This is a genomic window from Paractinoplanes bogorensis, from assembly GCF_018829635.1.
GTDB lineage: Bacteria > Actinomycetota > Actinomycetes > Mycobacteriales > Micromonosporaceae > Actinoplanes > Actinoplanes bogorensis.
Map to the genome: position 1 here is coordinate 34,532 of NZ_JAHKKG010000004.1, position 17,444 is coordinate 51,975.

Genomic DNA, 17,444 nt, shown 5'->3' on the forward strand with positions numbered 1-17,444 from the left:
TCATGCGTGCGACGGCAACCGCACGTGACTGGCTGGGACTCGCCGTCCTGGCCCTGCCCTGCCTGCTGGTGTCGCTCGACGCCGAGGTGCTCAACATGGCCGCCCCGCAGCTCTCGGCCGATCTCCGGCCGACGGCGGTGCAGTTGCTCTGGATCATGGACAGCTACGTGTTCGTGGTGGCCGGAGCGCTGATCGCGATGGGCGTGCTCGGCGACCGGATCGGCCGGCGCCGGCTGCTGCTCGCCGGTGCGGCCGCGTTCGCGCTGTCGTCGCTGCTGGCCGCGTTCGCGCCGACGCCCGGACTGCTGATCGCCGCGCGGGTGCTGATGGGCCTGGCCGGCGCCTCGCTGATGCCGTCGACGCTGGCGCTGATCCGGGCGATGTTCACCGACGCGCGTCAGCGGGGGATCGCGCTCGGCGTCTGGGCCGCGTCGTTCTCGCTCGGCGGGCTGGCCGCTCCGCTGGTCGGCGGGGTGATGCTCGAGCATTTCTGGTGGGGTTCGGTGTTCCTGCTGGCCGTGCCCGCGACGCTGCTGCTCGTGGTGATCGGCCCGGTGCTGCTGCCCGAGGCGCGCGACACGTCGGCCCGGGGCTTCGACCTCGGCGGGGCGGTGCTCAGCATGAGTGCGGTGCTGATTTTTGTGTACGGGGTGAAGCGGCTGGCCGCCGAGGGTGTGCATGTCGTGCCGTTCGTGGCCATCCTGACCGCCGTGCTGCTCGGTGCGCTCTTCCTGCACCGTCAGCGCACGATCGCGCAGCCGCTGCTCGATCTGTCCATGTTCCGGGACGCTCGGGTCCGGGTCGCCCTGTCGGCCAACGCGCTGTCGTTCTTCGTGCTTTACGGCACCCAGCTGGCGATCGTCCAGTACCTGCAGATCGTCCTCGGACTGTCCCCGATGCGGGCCGGGCTGTGGTCGCTGCCGTCGGTGGTCGCCTTCCTGATCGCGTCGCTGGCCGGGCCGATGCTGGTGCGCTGGTTCCCGGCCGGGCGGGTGGTGGCCCTGGGCGCCGTCATCCTGGCCACCGGGCACGCGATCATGGCCCTGACCCCGTACGGCGGTGGTCTGCCGGCCCTGGTCACGGGCATGGTCGTCGCCGGTCTGGGACTCGCGCCGGTCTACACGCTGACCACCGATCTGGTTGTTTCCTCCGTACGGTCCGAGCGCGCGGGGATGGCCGCCGCAGTCACCGAGACCGGGGCCGAACTGGGTGGTGCCGTGGGCATCGCGGTGCTCGGTTCGGTGGTGGTGGCGGCCTATCGCATGGTGGTGCCCGGGGACGGGACGCTGATGGACGCGATGGCCGAGGGCGGGGACGTTTTCCGGCGCGCTTCCACGGCGTACGGGAACGCCTTCGGTCTTGTCTCGGTTGTCGCTGCCGTCCTGGTGGCCGTCGCGGCGGTGCTCGCCTGGCGAGTGCTGCGGCCCACTCGGGAGCCGGTCGCGGATCCGTCGCCCGAACCGTCCGATATGGTCACTGCCGCTCGCGTCGGCTAGGCTATATCTCCTATCGGCCGACTAGTGATTGCCGACTAGTGATTGAGGTGGACGCGATGGTGGCTCTCACGCGCAGTCGGGACGTTGTGCTCGAGCGCGACGACATCTGGGACCGGCTGGTCAAAACCGGTCACCGGGTGCCGTCGGCGGTGCTGATCGAGGCCGACCTCGGCCCGATCCACCTCGACCGCCTTCGCCGGACCGGGCCGATCGTGCTGATCTTCTTCCCGTACGCGACGGCCGAACCCGCCGAAACCGCGCTCGCCGGCTACGAGCGCAACCTCTGGCCCGCGCTGACCGACGCCCACCTGGTCGCGGTGAGCCCGCAGGTCCCCGACCGGCTGGCCGAGATCAAGCGGCGGCACGAGCTGAGCTACTTCGTGGCGGCCGACCCGCGGCACCAGCTGATCGACGCGTTCAACCTCGGTTTCCACGCGCCGGGGGCCGACGTGCGGCTGGGCGCGGGCCGGTCGATCCTGCCGTTCCCGGCCGTGGTGGTGGTCGACCGGGCGGGGGTGGTGCGCTTCGCCGACATCCGCCCGGACGGCGCCGCCTACCCGGAGCCGGCCGAGGTGCTGGCCGCCCTGGGCTGACCGCCACGCCTGGAGCTGACGTCCGCCCGGCCCGTCCTCGGCCGCACTCCCTCGGGTGGGGGAGTGCGTTCCCTCGCGGCGGGGATCCCCGGTGCGTCCGGATCGGCGAGCGTAGATCCCATCGAGGCCGCGACTCGCGTGGTCTCGGAGGGGAGATCACGATGAACAAGCTGATCGCCGGGGGCGCCGCGGGTGCCGTGCTGGCCGGAGTTCTGGGCGTGGGTTCGGCGTCACAGGCTTCTCAGGCTTCGGCGGCGGGCCCGGTGGCTCAGGCGGGCTCGGCTGTTGAGGCGGGCTTGGCTTCTCGGCCGGGCACGGGTTTTCGCGGCGCGCGGGTCACCGGGACCGGAGAGGTTGTGCTCACCTTCGCGCCCGACCGGGACGTCCGGCGGTTCTCGTTCGACGTGCGGGCCAAGCCGTACAGCCGCCCGCTGCCCGGCGCCGAGCACGGCCTGCCCAGCGACGCGACCGGGACTGTGCGGGTGTCGCACTGGGTGGCCGCCCAGAACAAGACCGTGACGTTCGAGGCCACCGCGGACTGCCTGGTCACCGCCCCGGGTGCGGCCACCGTGACCGCGATCGTGACCCGGGCCGACAAGGAGGTGGCCGACTGGGTGGGTCAGCGGGTCGGCCTCAGCGTGCAGGACGGCGGACGTGGCCACGGCGACCGGATCGGCGTGAGCTGGGTCATCAGCGGCGACCAGGACGACAGCGGCAAGTGGGGTCCGGCGCGGATCGGCACCTGCCTGGCCCCGACGGCGTTCGCTCCGGTGACCAAGGGCGATCTCACCGTACGGCACGCGGACCTCAAGCCCTACGAATGAGCCCATGACCACGGGGTATAGCTGAACCCTATGCGGGATCAGGAGCACGCCTTCGAGATGCGGCTGGCCGTGGCCGCGGCCGGGGCGATCGTGCTGCTCGTGCCGTTCTCGGTGATCGCCGCCCTGATCGTCGGCAACGTCGACTGGCTGCACCAGCTCGACCATGACGTCAGCGTCCCGGCGCACGACTTCTCGGCGCAGCATCCGGCGCTGGTGCGCTTCATGTGGTGGTGGTGCCTGGTCTTCGACCCGTGGACCTGGCGGGCGGCCGCCCTCGCGCTGGTCATCTGGCTGGCCCGGCGCGGGGCCGGCCCGTCGGCGTGGTGGGTCGGCGTGACCATGGCGACCGGCGGGCTGCTCGGCGTACTGCTGAAACTGCTCTTCGAGCGGGAGCGGCCCGCCTTCCTCGACCCGGTGGCGACGGCGGTCGGTTATTCGTTCCCGTCCGGTCACGCGCTCAACAATGCGCTCGGCGCAACGGTGGTCGTCATGGCGCTGTGGCCGGTCGTGAAGCGCCGTCGTCTGCTGCTGGCCGCGGGCATCGCGATCCCGGCGGTCACCGGCCTGTTCCGGATCGGTCTGGGCGTGCACTGGCTCAGCGACGTGGCGGCCGGCTGGCTGTTCGGTGTTGCAGTGGTGGCGGCGACGACGGCCGCGTTCCTCGTCCGGACCCGGAGATTGAGCGAAGTCACTTCCGGGTAGGAGGCGGCCATGCCACCGCTGCTGACCCAGGTCGCCAAGCGTCTCCTGCTGCCCGTCGCCATCCTGTTCGCCGTGATGGTCGGCCTGGGTCTCCTGCTGGCGCACCTGCCGATCGGCGGCGAGGACGGCATCAACCGCGCCTTCGAGGCCCACCGCAATCCGCCGATGAACGTCATCACCGGGATCTTCAGCCTGATCGGCAGCACCCCGGTCATCATCGGCGTCACCGCGCTGGTCGCCATCATCCTGCGGGTGCGACTGCACCGCTGGCGCGAGCCGCTCTACCTGTGCCTGGCGGTGAGCGCCCAGGCCCTGGTCTTCCTGTTCACGACGCTGGTCATCGACCGCGAACGTCCCGCCGTCCACAAGATGGACGACTCGCCGCCCACGTCGAGCTTCCCGTCCGGGCACACCTCGGCCGCGGTCGCCCTCTACGTGGGCCTGGCCTTCCTGCTGTTCACGATGCTGCACCACACCTGGGCCAAACGGCTGGCCTGGCTGCTCGTGCTGGTGCCGATCCTGGTCGCGCTGTCCCGCCTCTACCGGGGCATGCACCACCCGACCGACGTGACAGCCTCGTTCCTGAACGGCTGCACCTGCGTAGCCATCATGGCCCGCAACGTCCTGAATCGATCCGTCGACTGGGCGGTCCCCGACCGTTTCCGCTTCGGCTCACGCCGAGTGGCCCACTGAAGGTCAGCGTCACGAAGCATGCGGTGGCGCCGGGGCGCTGACGCCCCGGCGCGTACGGGAAGAACTCAGAGGTTGCCCGACACCAGGTCGTCGAGGGTGGCCTTGGCGCCCCGGCTGTGCAGCGACGACAGCACCGACGTGTACGCCGAAACGAAGCGCTCGTTGTCGGCCAGGTCGCCGAAGACCTCGCGGTCCTGGATGAAGGCCAGCGGCTCGGTCCGCTGCCGCTGGGCCGCCGCGGTCAGCTTGTCGCGCAGGCGGTCGACGATCTCGATCGGCTCGCCCTGCTCGTCGACGCCCTCGTCGTAGCGGGCCCACGACGCCACCACCGCGGTCGACAGGATGATGTCGCCGCCCGAGCCGAGGTTGTGGCGGATCACCGGCAGCAGCCACTTCGGGATGCGGTCGGAGCTCTCCGCGCAGAGCCGGGCCACCGTGTCCTTGACCTGCGCGTTGGAGAACCGGTCGATCAGCTGGTGCTGATATTCCCGCAGGTCGATGCCGGGCACCGGCTCGAGGGTCGGCTCGGCTTCCTTCTCCATGTACGTGAGCAGGAACTTGGCGAAGGCCGGGTCGCGCGCCACGTCGTGCACGAGGCGGTAGCCGGCCAGGTAACCGAAGTAGCACAGCGCCTGGTGCGAGGCGTTGAGCAGGCGCAGCTTCATCAGTTCGTACGGCTCCACGTCCGGCACCACCTGCACGCCGGCGTCCTCCCAGGCGGGGCGGCCGGCCGAGAAGCTGTCTTCGAGCGCCCACTGGGTGAACGGCTCGCACACGACCGGCCAGCCGTCGTCGACGCCGAAGTGCTTGCGCACCTCGTCCCGGTCGTCGTCGGTGGTCACCGGCGTGATGCGGTCGACCATGCTGTTGGGGAAGAGCACATTCCCTTCCACGTACGCCCCCAGGGCCGGATCGCGCAGAGCGGCGAAAGCGACGAAACTCTTCCGGGCCGCGTCCCCGTTGCCCTGGATGTTGTCGCAGCTCATGATCGTGAACGGCGGGAGTCCGCGCTCGCGGCGGCGCTCGATCGCGGCCGTGATCAACCCGAACGTCGTCCGGGGGCGGCCCGGCTCGGCCAGGTCGTGCTGCACGTCCTTGTTGTCGGCCATGAACTCGCCGGTCACCGCGTGGAAGTTGTAGCCGCCCTCGGTGACCGTCAGCGACACGATCCGGATGTCGGGGGAGGCCATCTTCTCGATCACCGCGTCCGGGTCGTCCGGCGCGAACAGGTACTCCTTGATCGAACCGATCACCCGGGCGTCGAGCGTGCCGTCGGGGGCCTTGACCACCAGCGTGTACAGCCCGTTCTGGGCGTCGAGCACCTGCTGCATCCGCCGGTCGGCCGGCATCACCCCGACCCCGCAGATCGCCCAGTCGAGAGCCTGGCCCTCGTTCATCAGACGGTCCAGGTACATCGCCTGGTGTGCCCGGTGGAACCCGCCCACCCCGAAATGGACGATCCCGGTGCGCAGGGCACTGCGATCGTACGAGGGGACGGCGAGGTCGGCGGACAGTTGGCTGAGGGTCTCAGCGTTGAGGGGCAGCATGGTGGCTCTTCCTCCCGGCAGTGGATCGGGGATAACCCACAGCATCCCACTGGAACGTCCAGGTAACGGGCGTCCGGCTTGGCGAATCTTCTGATGGCCTCGGTCATCGTGACCGCGCCGTCACCGCCTCCGGCCGCGCGAAACCGGGCCGCGGAATGCCCGCGTACGGAACACGCCGTCTTCTCATGCCCGCTTTCGCGTGCGCCATGCCCGTTTCCCTCAAACCGCCTCGGCCGGCTCCCGCAAAACGCCTCGGCCGGCTCCCTCAAACGGCCTCGGCCGGCTCCCTCAAACGGCCTCGGCCGGCGACGGCGAGGGGACCGCTTTGTCCGGGTCGATGGTGGCCGATCGCAGCGCCACCCCGGCCACCGCCGCGGCCGCGAAGAAGAGGGCCATCCCGCCCGACATGATCAGCACGGTCTGATCGCCCAGCAGCCCGGTCAGCGGTGTGGTCACCGCCCCGGCCAGGAACGGCAGTCCGCCCCCGAACGCCGACGCCGTGCCGGCCGCGCGCCGCCCGGCGTGCTGGGTGATCGCCGCGTTGGCCGGCAGGTACATGCCCAGCCCGGCGGTCATGACGGCCAGCGCGACCCAGACCACGGCCAGCGGCGGCCGGTGGCCGGGGGCCAGCAGCGCGGCCGCGAACAGCGCCGCCACCCCGGTCGTCTGCGTCACGACGGCGATCCGCCGCAGGAGGATCGGGCCGGTCCGGATCACCAGGAACCGGAACGTGACGCTGGCCGCCACCATCGCGGCCGCGTTCGTCGCGAAGACGATCGTGTAGAGCCGGGCACTGATCCCGAGCTGTTCCTGCAGGACGAACGACGAGCCACCGATGTAGACGAAGAACCCCGCCATCGTCAGGCACTGCACCAGAACCGGCGCGGCGAAGCTGCGGTCGGTGAGCAGATCGGCGGCCCGGCGGCCCAGCTGCCGGAGCCCGCCGGGCTGGCGCCGTTCCGGCGGGAGCGTCTCGGGCAGCCCGGTGTACGCGGCGACCGCCATCACGACGCCCACCACGGCCAGGAACCAGAACACCACCCGCCAGCCGCCGACCGTCGCCGTCAGCACGCCGCCGATCGCGGGCGCGACCACCGGCGCGATCAGGCCGACGGCCGAGAGGGTGCCGAACATCGCCGCCGCCTGCCGTCCGCGCCACACGTCGTTGACCACGGCCCGGCCCACCGCCACGGCCACCCCGGCCGCGGCGCCCTGCACGAGACGCTCGGCCACCAGCAGCCAGCCCGACGTGACCAGCGCGCACAGCACCGACATGGCGGCGAAGACCACGCAGGCGGTGAGGACGAGCCCGCGCCGGCCCCGGGCGTCGCTGACCGGCCCGGAGAGCAGCTGGCCCAGCGCCATCCCGGCGATGCACGAGGTCATGGTCAGCTGCGCCGTCGAGGACGACGTGTGCAACGACGCCTGCACCTCGGGCAGCGACGCGACGTAGGTGTCGGTGGACAGCGCGCCCGTACCGGTCACGATCAGCAGTGCGGTCGTACTGGGCCGGCGCTTTAAGAATGACATCATGAAAACTCTCAGCCGAGACGCGGGGTATAACTCCATTGAAAGCCAGCGACGCGACTATTGCTACGGTCGAGAATTATCGTATTCTCATCAAATATGACGGCGTTCTTGACCACGGACGAGCGGGTGCAGTCGTTCGTCGCCCACTCGGCCGGTGTCACCCGGGCCGACCTCGTCCGCGAACTCCGGGTGGCCACCCCGACCGTGATCAGCGCTGTCCGCCGGTTGCTCGGCGCGGGCACGATCGTCGAGGACGACGGCCCGCCACCCGGCAGCACCCGCGGCCGCCCGTCGCGCCGGCTCCACGCTCCCGGCCCGGCCCCGCGGCTGGGTCTGCTGCGCTGGAGCGACGGCGTGGCCCGCACCACGCTGATCGGCTTCGACGGCACCCCGCTGGCCGAGGAGCCGCTCGACGACGCGGGAGACCTCGACGCCGCGGCCGCTCAGATACGTCGTCTTGCCGGCGCTGCGCCCGTACGGGCAATGGTCGTCAGTGTCCCCGCGCCGCTGCTCTCGACCGGCGGCGCGCAAGGCGTGCCGTCCCCGAAGAGCGACGCTCACGGATTCCCGATCCTGGTCGAGAACGACGCCAACCTGGCCGCCCTCGGCGAACAGCACCACGGCGGCGCCGCGACCACCGGCGACTTCGTCTACCTCAAGCTCACCAACCGCGAGTTCGGCGCCGCGATCGTCACCAACGGCCGCCTCGTCCGGGGCACCCACGGCTACGCCGGCGAGATCGCCCACCTGCAGATCGACGCCGACGGCCCGCTCTGCGCCTGCGGCGGCCGTGGCTGCCTGCGCTCCCAGGTCCACTCGCTGGTCGTCGACACCGCGCAGGCCGCCTACGAGCACGCCGTCACGTTCGCCGGCCTGGCCGGGCTGGCCGCCACCGGAAACGCCGGCGCCGCCCGCATCCTGCACGACATCGGCCGCACGATCGGCCGCCCGCTGGCCCAGCTGTGCACGTTCCTCGACCCGGCCACGGTCATCGTCGACGACACCATCGGCGCCGCCGCCGAGCCGATCGCCGCCGGCCTGCGCTCCGCCTTCACCACCCACGCCCCACCGGCGATCGCCGCCCACGTCCCCGTCGCCGTCAGCACGCTGGGCCCCTCGGCCGAACGACAGGGCGCCCTCGAGCTCACCCGCGAACCCGCCCGCACCGGCCACCACACCGGCTCTCGCAACGGCTTTCGCTGAACCGGGTTGAGCGCGGGCCGCGATCAAGCGATCATCGTCGACGTGATGGAGGCAGGAGAGCGCGACCTGGCGCGGATGCGGGCGTCCGGGACGGCCTGGCCGGAGCTGGCCTACGAGCAGGCGACCGGCGACGACGGCTACGACTTCGACCGGAACGCGGTCGCGCGGGCCCAGGTGCTGTGGGCCCTGCAGTACGACCGCCGCCCCGGCGACCACGCGCTGGTCCGATGGCTGGCCGAGCAGGAGGCGGTGTGCCGCCGGGAGGCGCCGTTCCAGGGCCTGACCGAGGAGACCGAGCTGGCCGGCCTGCTGCTGGCCGAGTACCGGCGGCCCGCCGACGTCTGGCTGCAGTGGCAGCTCAAGCGGGCCAACTTCGACACCTGGTGCGGTTACGACATCGAGCACGTGGTGGCGGCCGGGGCAGATCAAACCCTTTCCCTCGTACGCGCGAGCGAGCACGACCACCGCACCGACATCCTGGAACGCCTCCTCGACGCGGAGGGCCGTCCCGCACTGTCCGACGAGGACGTGGCCGAGTGGTTCGAGCAGCAACGCCTCCGCTTCCCGCCCGACCCGGCCGCCGAGGACCCGCTGACCTGGATCGCCCGCGCCCAGCTGATCGGCGACCGTGCCCTGGCCCGCGACCTGATCGACCGGTGGGCCGCCGACCGCCCACGCGATCAGGCGACGGTGACCCAGCTGCGCTACGAGCTGGCCGCGATCGGAGCGTTCGCCGAGGCCGCGGCGGCCCAGCGCGAGCGCCTGACCTTCGCCGAGGGCGCGTGGGACACCGCCTCGGGCTGGTGCGAGCTGGCCGAGTTGGAACGCCGGGCCGGCCACCACGTCGCTGCCTGGGAAGCGCTGCGCACGGCCCGGCGCGCCCTCGACGACGTGTCCGGCTGGACCGAGGTCGGCCTGGGCCGGGGCTACATGGCCGAGATGTTCCAGCTGGCCGTGGCCGCGCCGAGCGAGCCGGCCCACGAGATCTTCACCGCAGCCGACGCCGAGGCCGGGTCCTTCCCCGGCCTGCCCTTGAACACGTTGCGCTTCGCCGTCGAGGCCGCCGTCAACGTGGGCGACGAACCGAGGGCCGAACATTACCGACAGCTGGCCGCCGCCGAACAGCAGCGCATCAGCCGCCCCGGCTGAAGAATCCGGTTGTCCCGTGTGCTGCGGGGCGGCGAGCATGGGTGGGTGCGGACGCCGTTGCAGGGAGGGCTGCTGCCGGCGGGTGAGGTGACCGGGCCGGTGGTGCGGATCGCCTGTGACGAGAGCGGGTTCTCCGGCACCAACCTGCTGCATCCGGGCATGCCGGTGATCACGCACGCGAGTGTCGACCTCACCCGGGACGAGGCCGGCGACGTGATCGCGACGCTGAGGTCCGGACGGTTCAGCGCGCACGAGTTGAAGTCCGGCCAGTTCCTGCGTACGGGGAAGGCCGTTGACTGGTTTGTCTCGGCGCTCCGCGGGCGGGCGTTCGTGCAGGTTGTCGACAAGGAGTTCTTCCTGGCCACCCGGGTCGTCGACCTGTTGCTGGGGGAGCCCTCCTATGCGTCGGGCACGCGGCTGGCGGGGGAGAGCCGGGCCGCGGCCGTCGCGCTCTACCGGAGCGGGCGGGCACACACCGGCGAGTGGCATGCGTTCCTGGCCGCGTTCACAGAACTGGTCAAGGGCAAACGACGCCGCCCGGCCGACGTGACCGTGCCGTCGTTCCTCCGGGCCATGGACGTGCTGGGCGCCGCCGCGCTGCGGGCCGTCACCGAGCAACGTGTGCGCGGGCTGGTGGAGCGGCTCGATCAGGACGACCGGTCGATTCCGCCGCCGCTGGAGCCGCTGCTGCCCGCGCTGGCCGAAACGGTGCTGACCTGGAGCGGCGGGCAGCGGCAGGTTCTGGTCACGCACGACGAGCAGAGCGCCCTCACCGCCGACCGCCTGCTCCGGCTGCAGGCGGCCCTGACCAGCGGCGACGGGTTCTCGCCGCTGGCCGGCTTCGTCATGGCCGACTCCCGCGACGATCCCCGGGTCCAGGTCGCCGACCTGCTCGCGGGCCTGGCCCGGCGCGGCCCGATCGACGAGAGCCTGCTCGCCCCCCACCCGCTGCGCGACGAGCCCGGTCCGACGTTCGTGCGGGTCAAGGCCGTGCGGTGGGTCGACGTGGAGTGGCCAGGTTGGGCCGAGGTGCATTTACGCGAGGCAGACGACTCGGTCGCGGTCATCGTCGACAAGGCTCCCGTCCTGACGGACGACGACGACTTCTTCCCCGGCGGGGCCGCCCTCCCGGTCGACCTGGACCTCCGGTGCGTGGTCATCGCGCGGACGACCACGCCCGGCGGGAATCGCGTCGCCACGATCCGGCTCGGTATCCCGCTCGAGGACACCGGCGGGCGAACCACGTTCGAGGTCCGCGAGAGCGAGCTCGTTCAGTCCTCGTCCGGGTAGTAGGAGAGATATTCGGGCGTGGTCCGGTGACGCCCGAGGCCCACCGTGTCGAACTCGTCGGCGTCGCCGGCGGCGCGCACGCCGAGAACCCGGAGGGCGTCGTTGATGGTTCCGTCCGTCTCCTGGCGCCGGCCCGCGACGAACACACAGGCCCACTGGTCACCCACGCCGCCGAAATACTCGGTCAGGACCACCGCGAAGGTCGGATCCTCGCGGCCGGTGACCGCGGCGGCCAGCGCCGACAGGAACCCGGCGCGGGGAAACTCGTCCGGGAAAGCGGCCGGCACGTCCAGGTCGGCCGTCGCGCCATGCCGGGACCGCCAGTAGTCGATGTACTCCGGGCTGAGATGGATCAGACGCAGCCCGGCGTCCAGCGGTGCGCTGATCACATCCCATCGCTCCGCCGCACCGGCGTCGAACGGCTCGCGCACGATGACCGCGCTGATGCTGTGTCCCACGGCGGCACGCTACCGGACGCCGAAGAGCGCGGCCCCCGCTGCCGAGGGGACCGCGCTCTTCTCGCCCGGTGGTCGATCAGGCGGCGACAGGCGCCTCATCGGGGACCGGGGTGGCTGACCCGCCGGACAGGTGCCGAAGGTAGGCCGGCAAGGTCAGGAACTCGGGGCAGGTGCGTTCGGTCAGCAGCACCGTCATCAGGGTGCGGGCCTGCCCGAAGCGGCGGGCCGCGTCCTCGTCGAGGGCGCCGGTGGCCGAAAGCACGTCCAGCTCTTCGCGGAGCATGCGGGTGACCAGCGCGGAGCTGACCGGCACGCCGTAGTCGGTCGGGGTGGCCGCGTGGATCCACTGCCAGAGCTGGGCCCGGCAGATCTCCGCGGTCGCCGCGTCCTCCATCAGGCCGCCCAGGGACACCGCGCCCCGGCCGCCCAGCCAGGCGGCGACGTAGCGCAGCGCGACGCTGACGTTGTTGCGCAGCGCGACCTCGGTGACCTGGATTCCCGGCGTACGCACGTCGAGCAACTCGGTCGCCGTCACGCGCACGTCCTCGCGCTTGCGGACGATCTGGTGCGGTTCCTCGCCGAGCCACTGGTCGAACACGTCGCGGCAGGTGTCGACCAGGCCGGGGTGGGCCACCCAGGAACCGTCGAAGCCGTCGCCGACCTCGCGCCGCTTGTCCTGGCGCACCTGGTTGAGGGCGCGCTTGGCCGCGACCGGGTCGCGGGACGGCACGACCGCGGCCATGCCGCCGATGGCGTGCGCGTTGCGCCGGTGGCAGGTGCGGACCAGCAGTTCGGTGTACGCCCGCATGAACGGTGTCGTCATGGTGACCTGGGACCGTTCGGGCAGGACCACGTCGGGGCGGTTCTTGATCATGCTGAACAGGTAGTCCCAGCGGCCCGCGTTCAGGCCGGCCGAGTGCTCGCGCAGCTCGTACAGGATCTCGTCCATCTCGAACGCGGCGGTGATCGTCTCGATGAGCACCGTGGCCCGGATCGTGCCGCGCGGAATGCCGAGCGACTCCTGGGCGTACACGAAGATGTCGTTCCACAGCCGGGCCTCGAGGTGCGACTCGAGCTTGGGCAGGTAGAAGTAGGGGCCGCTGCCCCGGTCGAGCTGCCGCTGGGCGCAGTGGAACATGTAGAGCCCGAAGTCGAACAGGGACGCCGACACGGCCCGGCCGCCGATGCGCAGGTGGCATTCGGGCAGGTGCCAGCCGCGGGGGCGCACCATGATGGTCGGGGTCCAGCCGTTGACCTTGTACTCCTTGCCCGACGGGTCGGTGAAGTCGAGCGTGCCGTCCAGGGCGTCGCGCAGGTTGGCCTGGCCGAGCACCACGTTCTCCCAGGTGGGCGAGGTGGCGTCCTCGAAGTCGGCCATCCACACCTTGGCGCCCGAGTTGAGCGCGTTGACGGTCATCTTGCGCTCGGGCGGGCCGGTGATCTCGACGCGCCGGTCGAGCAGGTCGTGGGCCGGCGGGGCGACGGTCCAGTCACCTTCCCGGATGAAGGAGGTGGACGGCAGAAAATCCATGCCGTCCGTACGGGTCGTGCGCCGCCGCCGTCGACGCTCGAGGAGCTGGACCCGGCGGGCGCCGAACTCCCGGTCGAGCGCGACCACGAACTCGATCGCCGCGGGGGTCAGGATGTCGGCGTAGCGCCCGGACGTCGTACCGGTAATGGTGATCTCTTCGGCGCCCATCAGAACTGCTCCGTCTCGGTCGAGCCCGCCAGCGCGGTGGTGGACGAGGAAGGGTTCAGTGCGGTCGAGACGGCGTCGAAGTAGCCCGTACCGACCTCGGCCTGGTGCTTGGTGGCGGTGTAACCGTCGGCCTCGGCCGCGAACTCGGCCTCCTGCAACTTCACGTACGAGGTCATGCCGTTCTCGGCGTAGCCCCGGGCCAGCTCGAACATCGAGTGGTTGAGCGCGTGGAACCCGGCCAGCGTGACGAACTGGAACTTGTAGCCCATCGCGCCGAGCTCCTTCTGGAACCGCGCGATGTCGGCGTCGTCCAGGTTCTTCTTCCAGTTGAACGAGGGCGAGCAGTTGTAGGCCAGCATCTTGCCGGGGTGCTCCTTGTGGACCGCCTCGGCGAACGTCCGGGCGAACTCGAGGTCGGGCTTGCCGGTCTCGACCCAGAGCAGGTCGGCGTAGTCGGCGTAGGCGACACCCCGGGCGATGGCCGCCTCCGGTCCGCTGCGGACCCGGAAAAAGCCTTCCGCCGTACGCTCTCCCGTGAGGAACGGCTGATCGCGCTCGTCGACGTCGGTGGTCAGCAGGTCGGCCGCCAGGGCGTCGGTCCGCGCGATGACCAGCGACGGGACGCCGAGCACGTCGGCCGCGAGGCGCGCCGCGTTCAGGGTGCGGATGTGCTGCGCGGTCGGGATCAGCACCTTGCCGCCCAGGTGGCCGCACTTCTTCTCGCTGGCCAGCTGGTCCTCCCAGTGCACGCCGGCCGCGCCGGCCACGATCATGGCCTTCATCAGCTCGAACGCGTTGAGCGGGCCCCCGAAGCCGGCCTCGGCGTCGGCCACGATCGGGGCCAGCCAGTCCCGCTCGTGCCGGCCCGCGGCGGTGTCGATCTGGTCGGCCCGCATGAGCGCGTTGTTGATGCGCCGGACCACGGCGGGCACCGAGTTGGCCGGGTAGAGCGACTGGTCGGGGTAGGTGGCGCCGGCCAGGTTGGCGTCGGCCGCGACCTGCCAGCCGCTCAGGTAGATGGCCTTCAGCCCGGCGCGGACCATCTGAGTGGCCTGGCCGCCGGTGAGCGCACCGAGCGCGTTGATGTAGTCCTCGCTGTTCAGCAGCTCCCACAGCCGCTGCGCGCCGCGCTCGGCCAGGGTGTGCCGTTCCTGGACCGTGCCGCGGAGCTTGACCACGTCCTGCGCCGTGTAGCTGCGCTTGATGCCCAGCCACCGGGGATCGCCGGCCCACGCCCGAGTGAGGTCCGATGCGGTACCGCCCCGAACTTCGGTCAGCTGATCAGTCATGTCATCTATCCCTTCAGTGCCCTGTCGCCTGTGTCGCTTGGGAAGAACTCGACTATCGCGGGCACCGCAAGGCCCTCTGAAGCCATTTGTGAGCAGAAGAAACGCAGAATTTCTGCTAGCGTCAAAACCCGTGAGCGATTCACCGGTCGTCGACCTCGTGACCCTGGGCCAGCGGCTCCGTCATCAGCGCAAATCGAAGAACATGACGCTCGAGCAGCTCAGTGAGGCGGTGGGACGAGCGCCGTCGCAGTTGTCGCTGATCGAGAACGGCAAGCGCGAGCCCAAACTCTCGGTGCTGCAGGCGATCGCGGGCGCGCTGGGCGTGCCGTTGCAAGACCTTCTGCGCCCCGAGGCGCCGTCGCGGCGAGCCGGACTCGAGATCGATCTCGCGCATTTCCAGCAGTCACCGGCGTACGGGAGCCTCGGTCTGCCCTCGGTCAAAGGCGGGCGCCGGCTGCCCGCCGACGCGCTGGAATCGCTGGTCGGCCTGCACCGCGAGCTCAACCGGCTGCTGACCGAGCAGAGCGCGACCCCCGAGGTGGCCCGGCGGGCCAACGCCCAGCTGCGGGTCGACATGCGCGAACGCGACAACTACTTCGCCGAGATCGAGGCGGCGGCGGCCGGGGTGCTGCGCTCGGTGAAGCACGCGACCGGTCCGCTGAGTCAGCGCGGCATCCTCGACATCGCCGCGCAACTGGGCTTCTCGTTGCACTACGTGAACGACCTGCCCGGCTCCACACGCTCGGTGACCGACCTGGTCGGCCGCCGGATCTATCTGCCCCAGGTCGCCAGCGGCAAGGGCCACGACCCGCGGGCGGTGGTGCTGCAGACGCTCGGTCACTTCGTGCTGCGGCATCCGGAGCCGGCCGACTACGCCGACTTCCTGCGCCAGCGGGTCGAGGCCAACTACTTCGCGGCGGCGCTGCTGATGCCGGAGAACTTCGCGGTGCAGTTCCTCAAGGAGGCCAAGGCCGACCGGGCCCTCGCGATCGACGACTTCCGGGACGCGTTCGGCGTCAGCTACGAGACGGCCGCCCACCGGTTCACGAACCTGGCGACCCATCACTTCGGGATCCCGGTGCACTTCACCCGCGTCCACGAGAACGGGATCGTCTACAAGGCGTACGAGAACGACGGGGTCCGCTTCCCGGCCGATGTCACCGGGGCCATCGAGGGCCAGCCGATCTGCCGCAAGTGGGCGTCCCGCACGATCTTCGGCTCGGACGACCCGTACTCGTCGTTCTACCAGTTCACCGACACGTCGTCCGGCACCTACTGGTGCACCGTCCACATCGAGTCGACGCGCTCGGGCGAATTCTCGGTCACCGTCGGCACGCCGTACGAGCATGCCCGCTGGTTCCGCGGCGGAGACACTTCCCGCCGTACGGTCTCCCGCTGCCCCGATCCAGGATGCTGCCGCCGTCCACCCGCCACCCTGGTCGACCGCTGGGCGGGCCACGCCTGGCCCAGCGCCCGGGTACACTCCCACCTGCTGGCCGCCCTGCCGCCGGGCACCTTTCCCGGGGTGGACGCGCAGGACGTCTACGAGTTCCTCGACCGCCGGGCCTGAAGCATCGCGTACGCGGCCAGCAGGAACTCGTCGGTGATCCGGCCCTCGACGATCAGGCCGGCCAGCTCGTCCGCGGTCACCACCCTGACCTCGTCGACACCCTCCTCGACTGCGCCGTCGGTCAGGCGCTCCGGCAGCCGGTCGGCGTCGAACCGGGCCAGATAGATCTCGTCCTCGCCGTACACGCCGAGCCGCTCGAGGTGCGGATCGTTCACGCCGAGCTCCTCCCCGAGCTCACGGGCCGCGGTGACCGGGCCGGTCTCGCCCGGCTCGGGGAAACCGCGCGGCACCTCCCACCGCCAGTCGCGAGCCTCGTGCCGGAACCGCCGGACCAGCACCAGCCGGCCGTCGGACAGCATCGGAAGGACGGCCGCGCCGGGGCTGTCGACGGCCCCGATCAGCCGGAAGTACGGACGGACGGCGCCGTCGCGGAACCGGACCGTGTCGCGCAGGGCGATGAAGAACCTGTCCTCGTAGACGACGCCCATGTCGGCGAACTCGCTCTCCCGGGCCGCGCCGGCCGCATCCCGGGCACAGGCCAGCTGAGCCGCACGGTCGAAGAGGATCTCGTAGGCGGCGTCCGCCGGGTTGACGAACAGCCGCGGCCGTTCCGCCCGCAACTCGTCGTAACGGTCGAGCCGCCGCTCCCGGCGCCGCCGCACCGCCTCGTCGGACAGCAGGCCCCGGAACTGTGCCCGGGCGAAGGCGGCGATGGTGAACCCGTCGGTCAGCGTGCCGTCCGCGATCATCACGGTCAGCTCGGCCACCGGCACCAGGACGATCCCGGTGATCCCCTCGGCCTCGTCGACGGTGACCGGCTCCTCGTCGAGCTCGGCGTAGAAGAGGCGTACGGGTGTGCCGGAGGCGCCGGTGTCCGGATACATCACGCCGAGGTCCTCGAGTTCGGCCGCGGCGACCCCGATCTCCTCCTGGACCTCACGCCGGGCGTCACACTCGGCATCGTCGTTGCCCGGTGTCCCGAAGCCGCGCGGCACCTCGAGATGCCATTCGCGGGTGCTGTGCCGGAAGTGCCGGATCAGCACGACCTGCTCGCGGTAGCGGGGCAGCACGACCACCCCGGCCGCGTTGCCGGCGTTCACCGCGCGATCGTAGGTACCGAGCCCGTTCGGCATCCGTACGGCGTCCCGCAGCACGGTGATCACGTGATCCATGAAGACCACGCCGGTCTGGCCCCACTCGGCGGGAAGGCCGTACTCGGCGAGCATCGCGGCCGTCGCCGCCTCGGCCGCGGCCACATCGTCCGGCTCGAACAGAATCTCGATGGGCGCGCCCTCGGGGTTGACGAAAAGCTCCGGCCGCCCGTCCCGCATGTCCCGGTACAACGACCGCCGCGACTCGTCATCCATACCTGTCGCCTCCGAGTGTGTTCGCCGTGCCGGC

General features: G+C 71.1%; 15 protein-coding genes. 9 read left to right on the top strand and 6 right to left on the bottom strand.

The genetic code is table 11. The annotated features are described in order from the left end of the window. Positions 1-2: 2 nt before the first annotated feature. The 5 genes from KOI35_RS12010 to KOI35_RS12030 all read left to right on the top strand — a co-directional run bounded on the left by KOI35_RS12010 (position 3) and on the right by KOI35_RS12030 (position 4,308). A complete protein-coding gene (locus KOI35_RS12010; RefSeq protein WP_215786651.1) occupies positions 3-1,496 on the top strand; it encodes an MFS transporter in 1,494 nt (497 codons plus the stop codon). Positions 1,497-1,552: 56 nt separating this feature from the next. Continuing rightward, positions 1,553-2,089, top strand: a complete 537-nt coding sequence (locus KOI35_RS12015; protein ID WP_215786653.1) for a redoxin domain-containing protein — start codon at positions 1,553-1,555, stop codon at positions 2,087-2,089. 161 nt (positions 2,090-2,250) lie between these two features. Further along, positions 2,251-2,913: a hypothetical protein gene (locus tag KOI35_RS12020; protein ID WP_215786655.1), complete on the top strand. Its 663-nt coding sequence runs from the start codon at positions 2,251-2,253 to the stop codon at positions 2,911-2,913. 30 nt (positions 2,914-2,943) lie between these two features. Then, positions 2,944-3,615 (top strand): phosphatase PAP2 family protein, encoded by a 672-nt coding sequence (locus KOI35_RS12025; RefSeq protein ID WP_215786657.1) that lies wholly within the window; start codon positions 2,944-2,946, stop codon positions 3,613-3,615. A 9-nt stretch (positions 3,616-3,624) separates the two neighbouring features. After that, positions 3,625-4,308 carry a phosphatase PAP2 family protein gene (locus tag KOI35_RS12030; protein ID WP_215786659.1) on the top strand — a complete coding sequence of 228 codons (684 nt, stop codon included), beginning with the start codon at positions 3,625-3,627 and terminating at the stop codon, positions 4,306-4,308. Between the two features lie 65 nt (positions 4,309-4,373). Here KOI35_RS12030 and KOI35_RS12035 read toward each other — a convergent pair whose 3' ends face one another. Further along, on the bottom strand, positions 4,374-5,855 hold the full coding sequence (locus KOI35_RS12035) for a mannitol dehydrogenase family protein (protein ID WP_215786661.1): 1,482 nt from the start codon (positions 5,853-5,855) through the stop codon (positions 4,374-4,376). Between the two features lie 288 nt (positions 5,856-6,143). Further along, positions 6,144-7,388 carry a Bcr/CflA family efflux MFS transporter gene (locus tag KOI35_RS12040; protein ID WP_215786663.1) on the bottom strand — a complete coding sequence of 415 codons (1,245 nt, stop codon included), beginning with the start codon at positions 7,386-7,388 and terminating at the stop codon, positions 6,144-6,146. Between the two features lie 93 nt (positions 7,389-7,481). On the opposite strand from KOI35_RS12040, the gene KOI35_RS12045 reads away from it, so the two are divergent. Genes KOI35_RS12045 through KOI35_RS12055 form a run of 3 tightly spaced genes read left to right on the top strand, consistent with a single transcriptional unit; the run spans position 7,482 to position 11,027 of the window. Further along, complete coding sequence (locus KOI35_RS12045) at positions 7,482-8,588, top strand: ROK family protein (RefSeq protein WP_215786667.1); 1,107 nt, start codon at positions 7,482-7,484, stop codon at positions 8,586-8,588. 45 nt (positions 8,589-8,633) lie between these two features. Continuing rightward, positions 8,634-9,737 (top strand): hypothetical protein, encoded by a 1,104-nt coding sequence (locus KOI35_RS12050; RefSeq protein WP_215787913.1) that lies wholly within the window; start codon positions 8,634-8,636, stop codon positions 9,735-9,737. Positions 9,738-9,782: 45 nt separating this feature from the next. After that, on the top strand, positions 9,783-11,027 hold the full coding sequence (locus KOI35_RS12055) for a hypothetical protein (RefSeq protein ID WP_215786669.1): 1,245 nt from the start codon (positions 9,783-9,785) through the stop codon (positions 11,025-11,027). Here KOI35_RS12055 and KOI35_RS12060 read toward each other — a convergent pair. The 3 genes from KOI35_RS12060 to aceA form a co-directional block, all read right to left on the bottom strand. Then, positions 11,009-11,485: a hypothetical protein gene (locus tag KOI35_RS12060; RefSeq protein WP_215786670.1), complete on the bottom strand. Its 477-nt coding sequence runs from the start codon at positions 11,483-11,485 to the stop codon at positions 11,009-11,011. The genes KOI35_RS12055 and KOI35_RS12060 overlap by 19 nt on opposite strands. A gap of 76 nt (positions 11,486-11,561) precedes the next feature. Further along, on the bottom strand, positions 11,562-13,184 hold the full coding sequence (aceB, locus tag KOI35_RS12065; RefSeq protein WP_215786672.1) for a malate synthase A: 1,623 nt from the start codon (positions 13,182-13,184) through the stop codon (positions 11,562-11,564). Continuing rightward, positions 13,184-14,473, bottom strand: coding sequence for an isocitrate lyase (gene aceA / locus KOI35_RS12070; protein WP_215786674.1), 1,290 nt, complete (start codon positions 14,471-14,473; stop codon positions 13,184-13,186). Before aceA ends, aceB begins: the two co-directional genes overlap by 1 nt. Positions 14,474-14,603: 130 nt before the next feature. On the opposite strand from aceA, the gene KOI35_RS12075 reads away from it, so the two are divergent. After that, entirely contained in the window at positions 14,604-16,043 is a 1,440-nt protein-coding gene (locus KOI35_RS12075) for a helix-turn-helix transcriptional regulator (RefSeq protein WP_215786675.1), read from the top strand. Here KOI35_RS12075 and KOI35_RS12080 read toward each other — a convergent pair. Then, positions 16,016-17,410, bottom strand: a complete 1,395-nt coding sequence (locus KOI35_RS12080) for an NUDIX domain-containing protein (protein WP_215786677.1) — start codon at positions 17,408-17,410, stop codon at positions 16,016-16,018. The two genes, KOI35_RS12075 and KOI35_RS12080, sit on opposite strands and share 28 nt — an antisense overlap. Positions 17,411-17,444: the final 34 nt, after the last annotated feature.

Coding starts and splice junctions, on each gene's coding strand:
- KOI35_RS12040 (WP_215786663.1), bottom strand. CDS start 7,388: ATGATGTCATTCTTAAAGCGCCGGCCCAGTACGACCGCACTGCTGATC.
- KOI35_RS12035 (WP_215786661.1), bottom strand. CDS start 5,855: ATGCTGCCCCTCAACGCTGAGACCCTCAGCCAACTGTCCGCCGACCTC.
- KOI35_RS12030 (WP_215786659.1), top strand. CDS start 3,625: ATGCCACCGCTGCTGACCCAGGTCGCCAAGCGTCTCCTGCTGCCCGTC.
- aceA (WP_215786674.1), bottom strand. CDS start 14,473: ATGACTGATCAGCTGACCGAAGTTCGGGGCGGTACCGCATCGGACCTC.
- KOI35_RS12025 (WP_215786657.1), top strand. CDS start 2,944: ATGCGGGATCAGGAGCACGCCTTCGAGATGCGGCTGGCCGTGGCCGCG.
- aceB (WP_215786672.1), bottom strand. CDS start 13,184: ATGGGCGCCGAAGAGATCACCATTACCGGTACGACGTCCGGGCGCTAC.
- KOI35_RS12010 (WP_215786651.1), top strand. CDS start 3: ATGCGTGCGACGGCAACCGCACGTGACTGGCTGGGACTCGCCGTCCTG.
- KOI35_RS12045 (WP_215786667.1), top strand. CDS start 7,482: ATGACGGCGTTCTTGACCACGGACGAGCGGGTGCAGTCGTTCGTCGCC.
- KOI35_RS12080 (WP_215786677.1), bottom strand. CDS start 17,410: ATGGATGACGAGTCGCGGCGGTCGTTGTACCGGGACATGCGGGACGGG.
- KOI35_RS12050 (WP_215787913.1), top strand. CDS start 8,634: ATGGAGGCAGGAGAGCGCGACCTGGCGCGGATGCGGGCGTCCGGGACG.
- KOI35_RS12020 (WP_215786655.1), top strand. CDS start 2,251: ATGAACAAGCTGATCGCCGGGGGCGCCGCGGGTGCCGTGCTGGCCGGA.
- KOI35_RS12015 (WP_215786653.1), top strand. CDS start 1,553: ATGGTGGCTCTCACGCGCAGTCGGGACGTTGTGCTCGAGCGCGACGAC.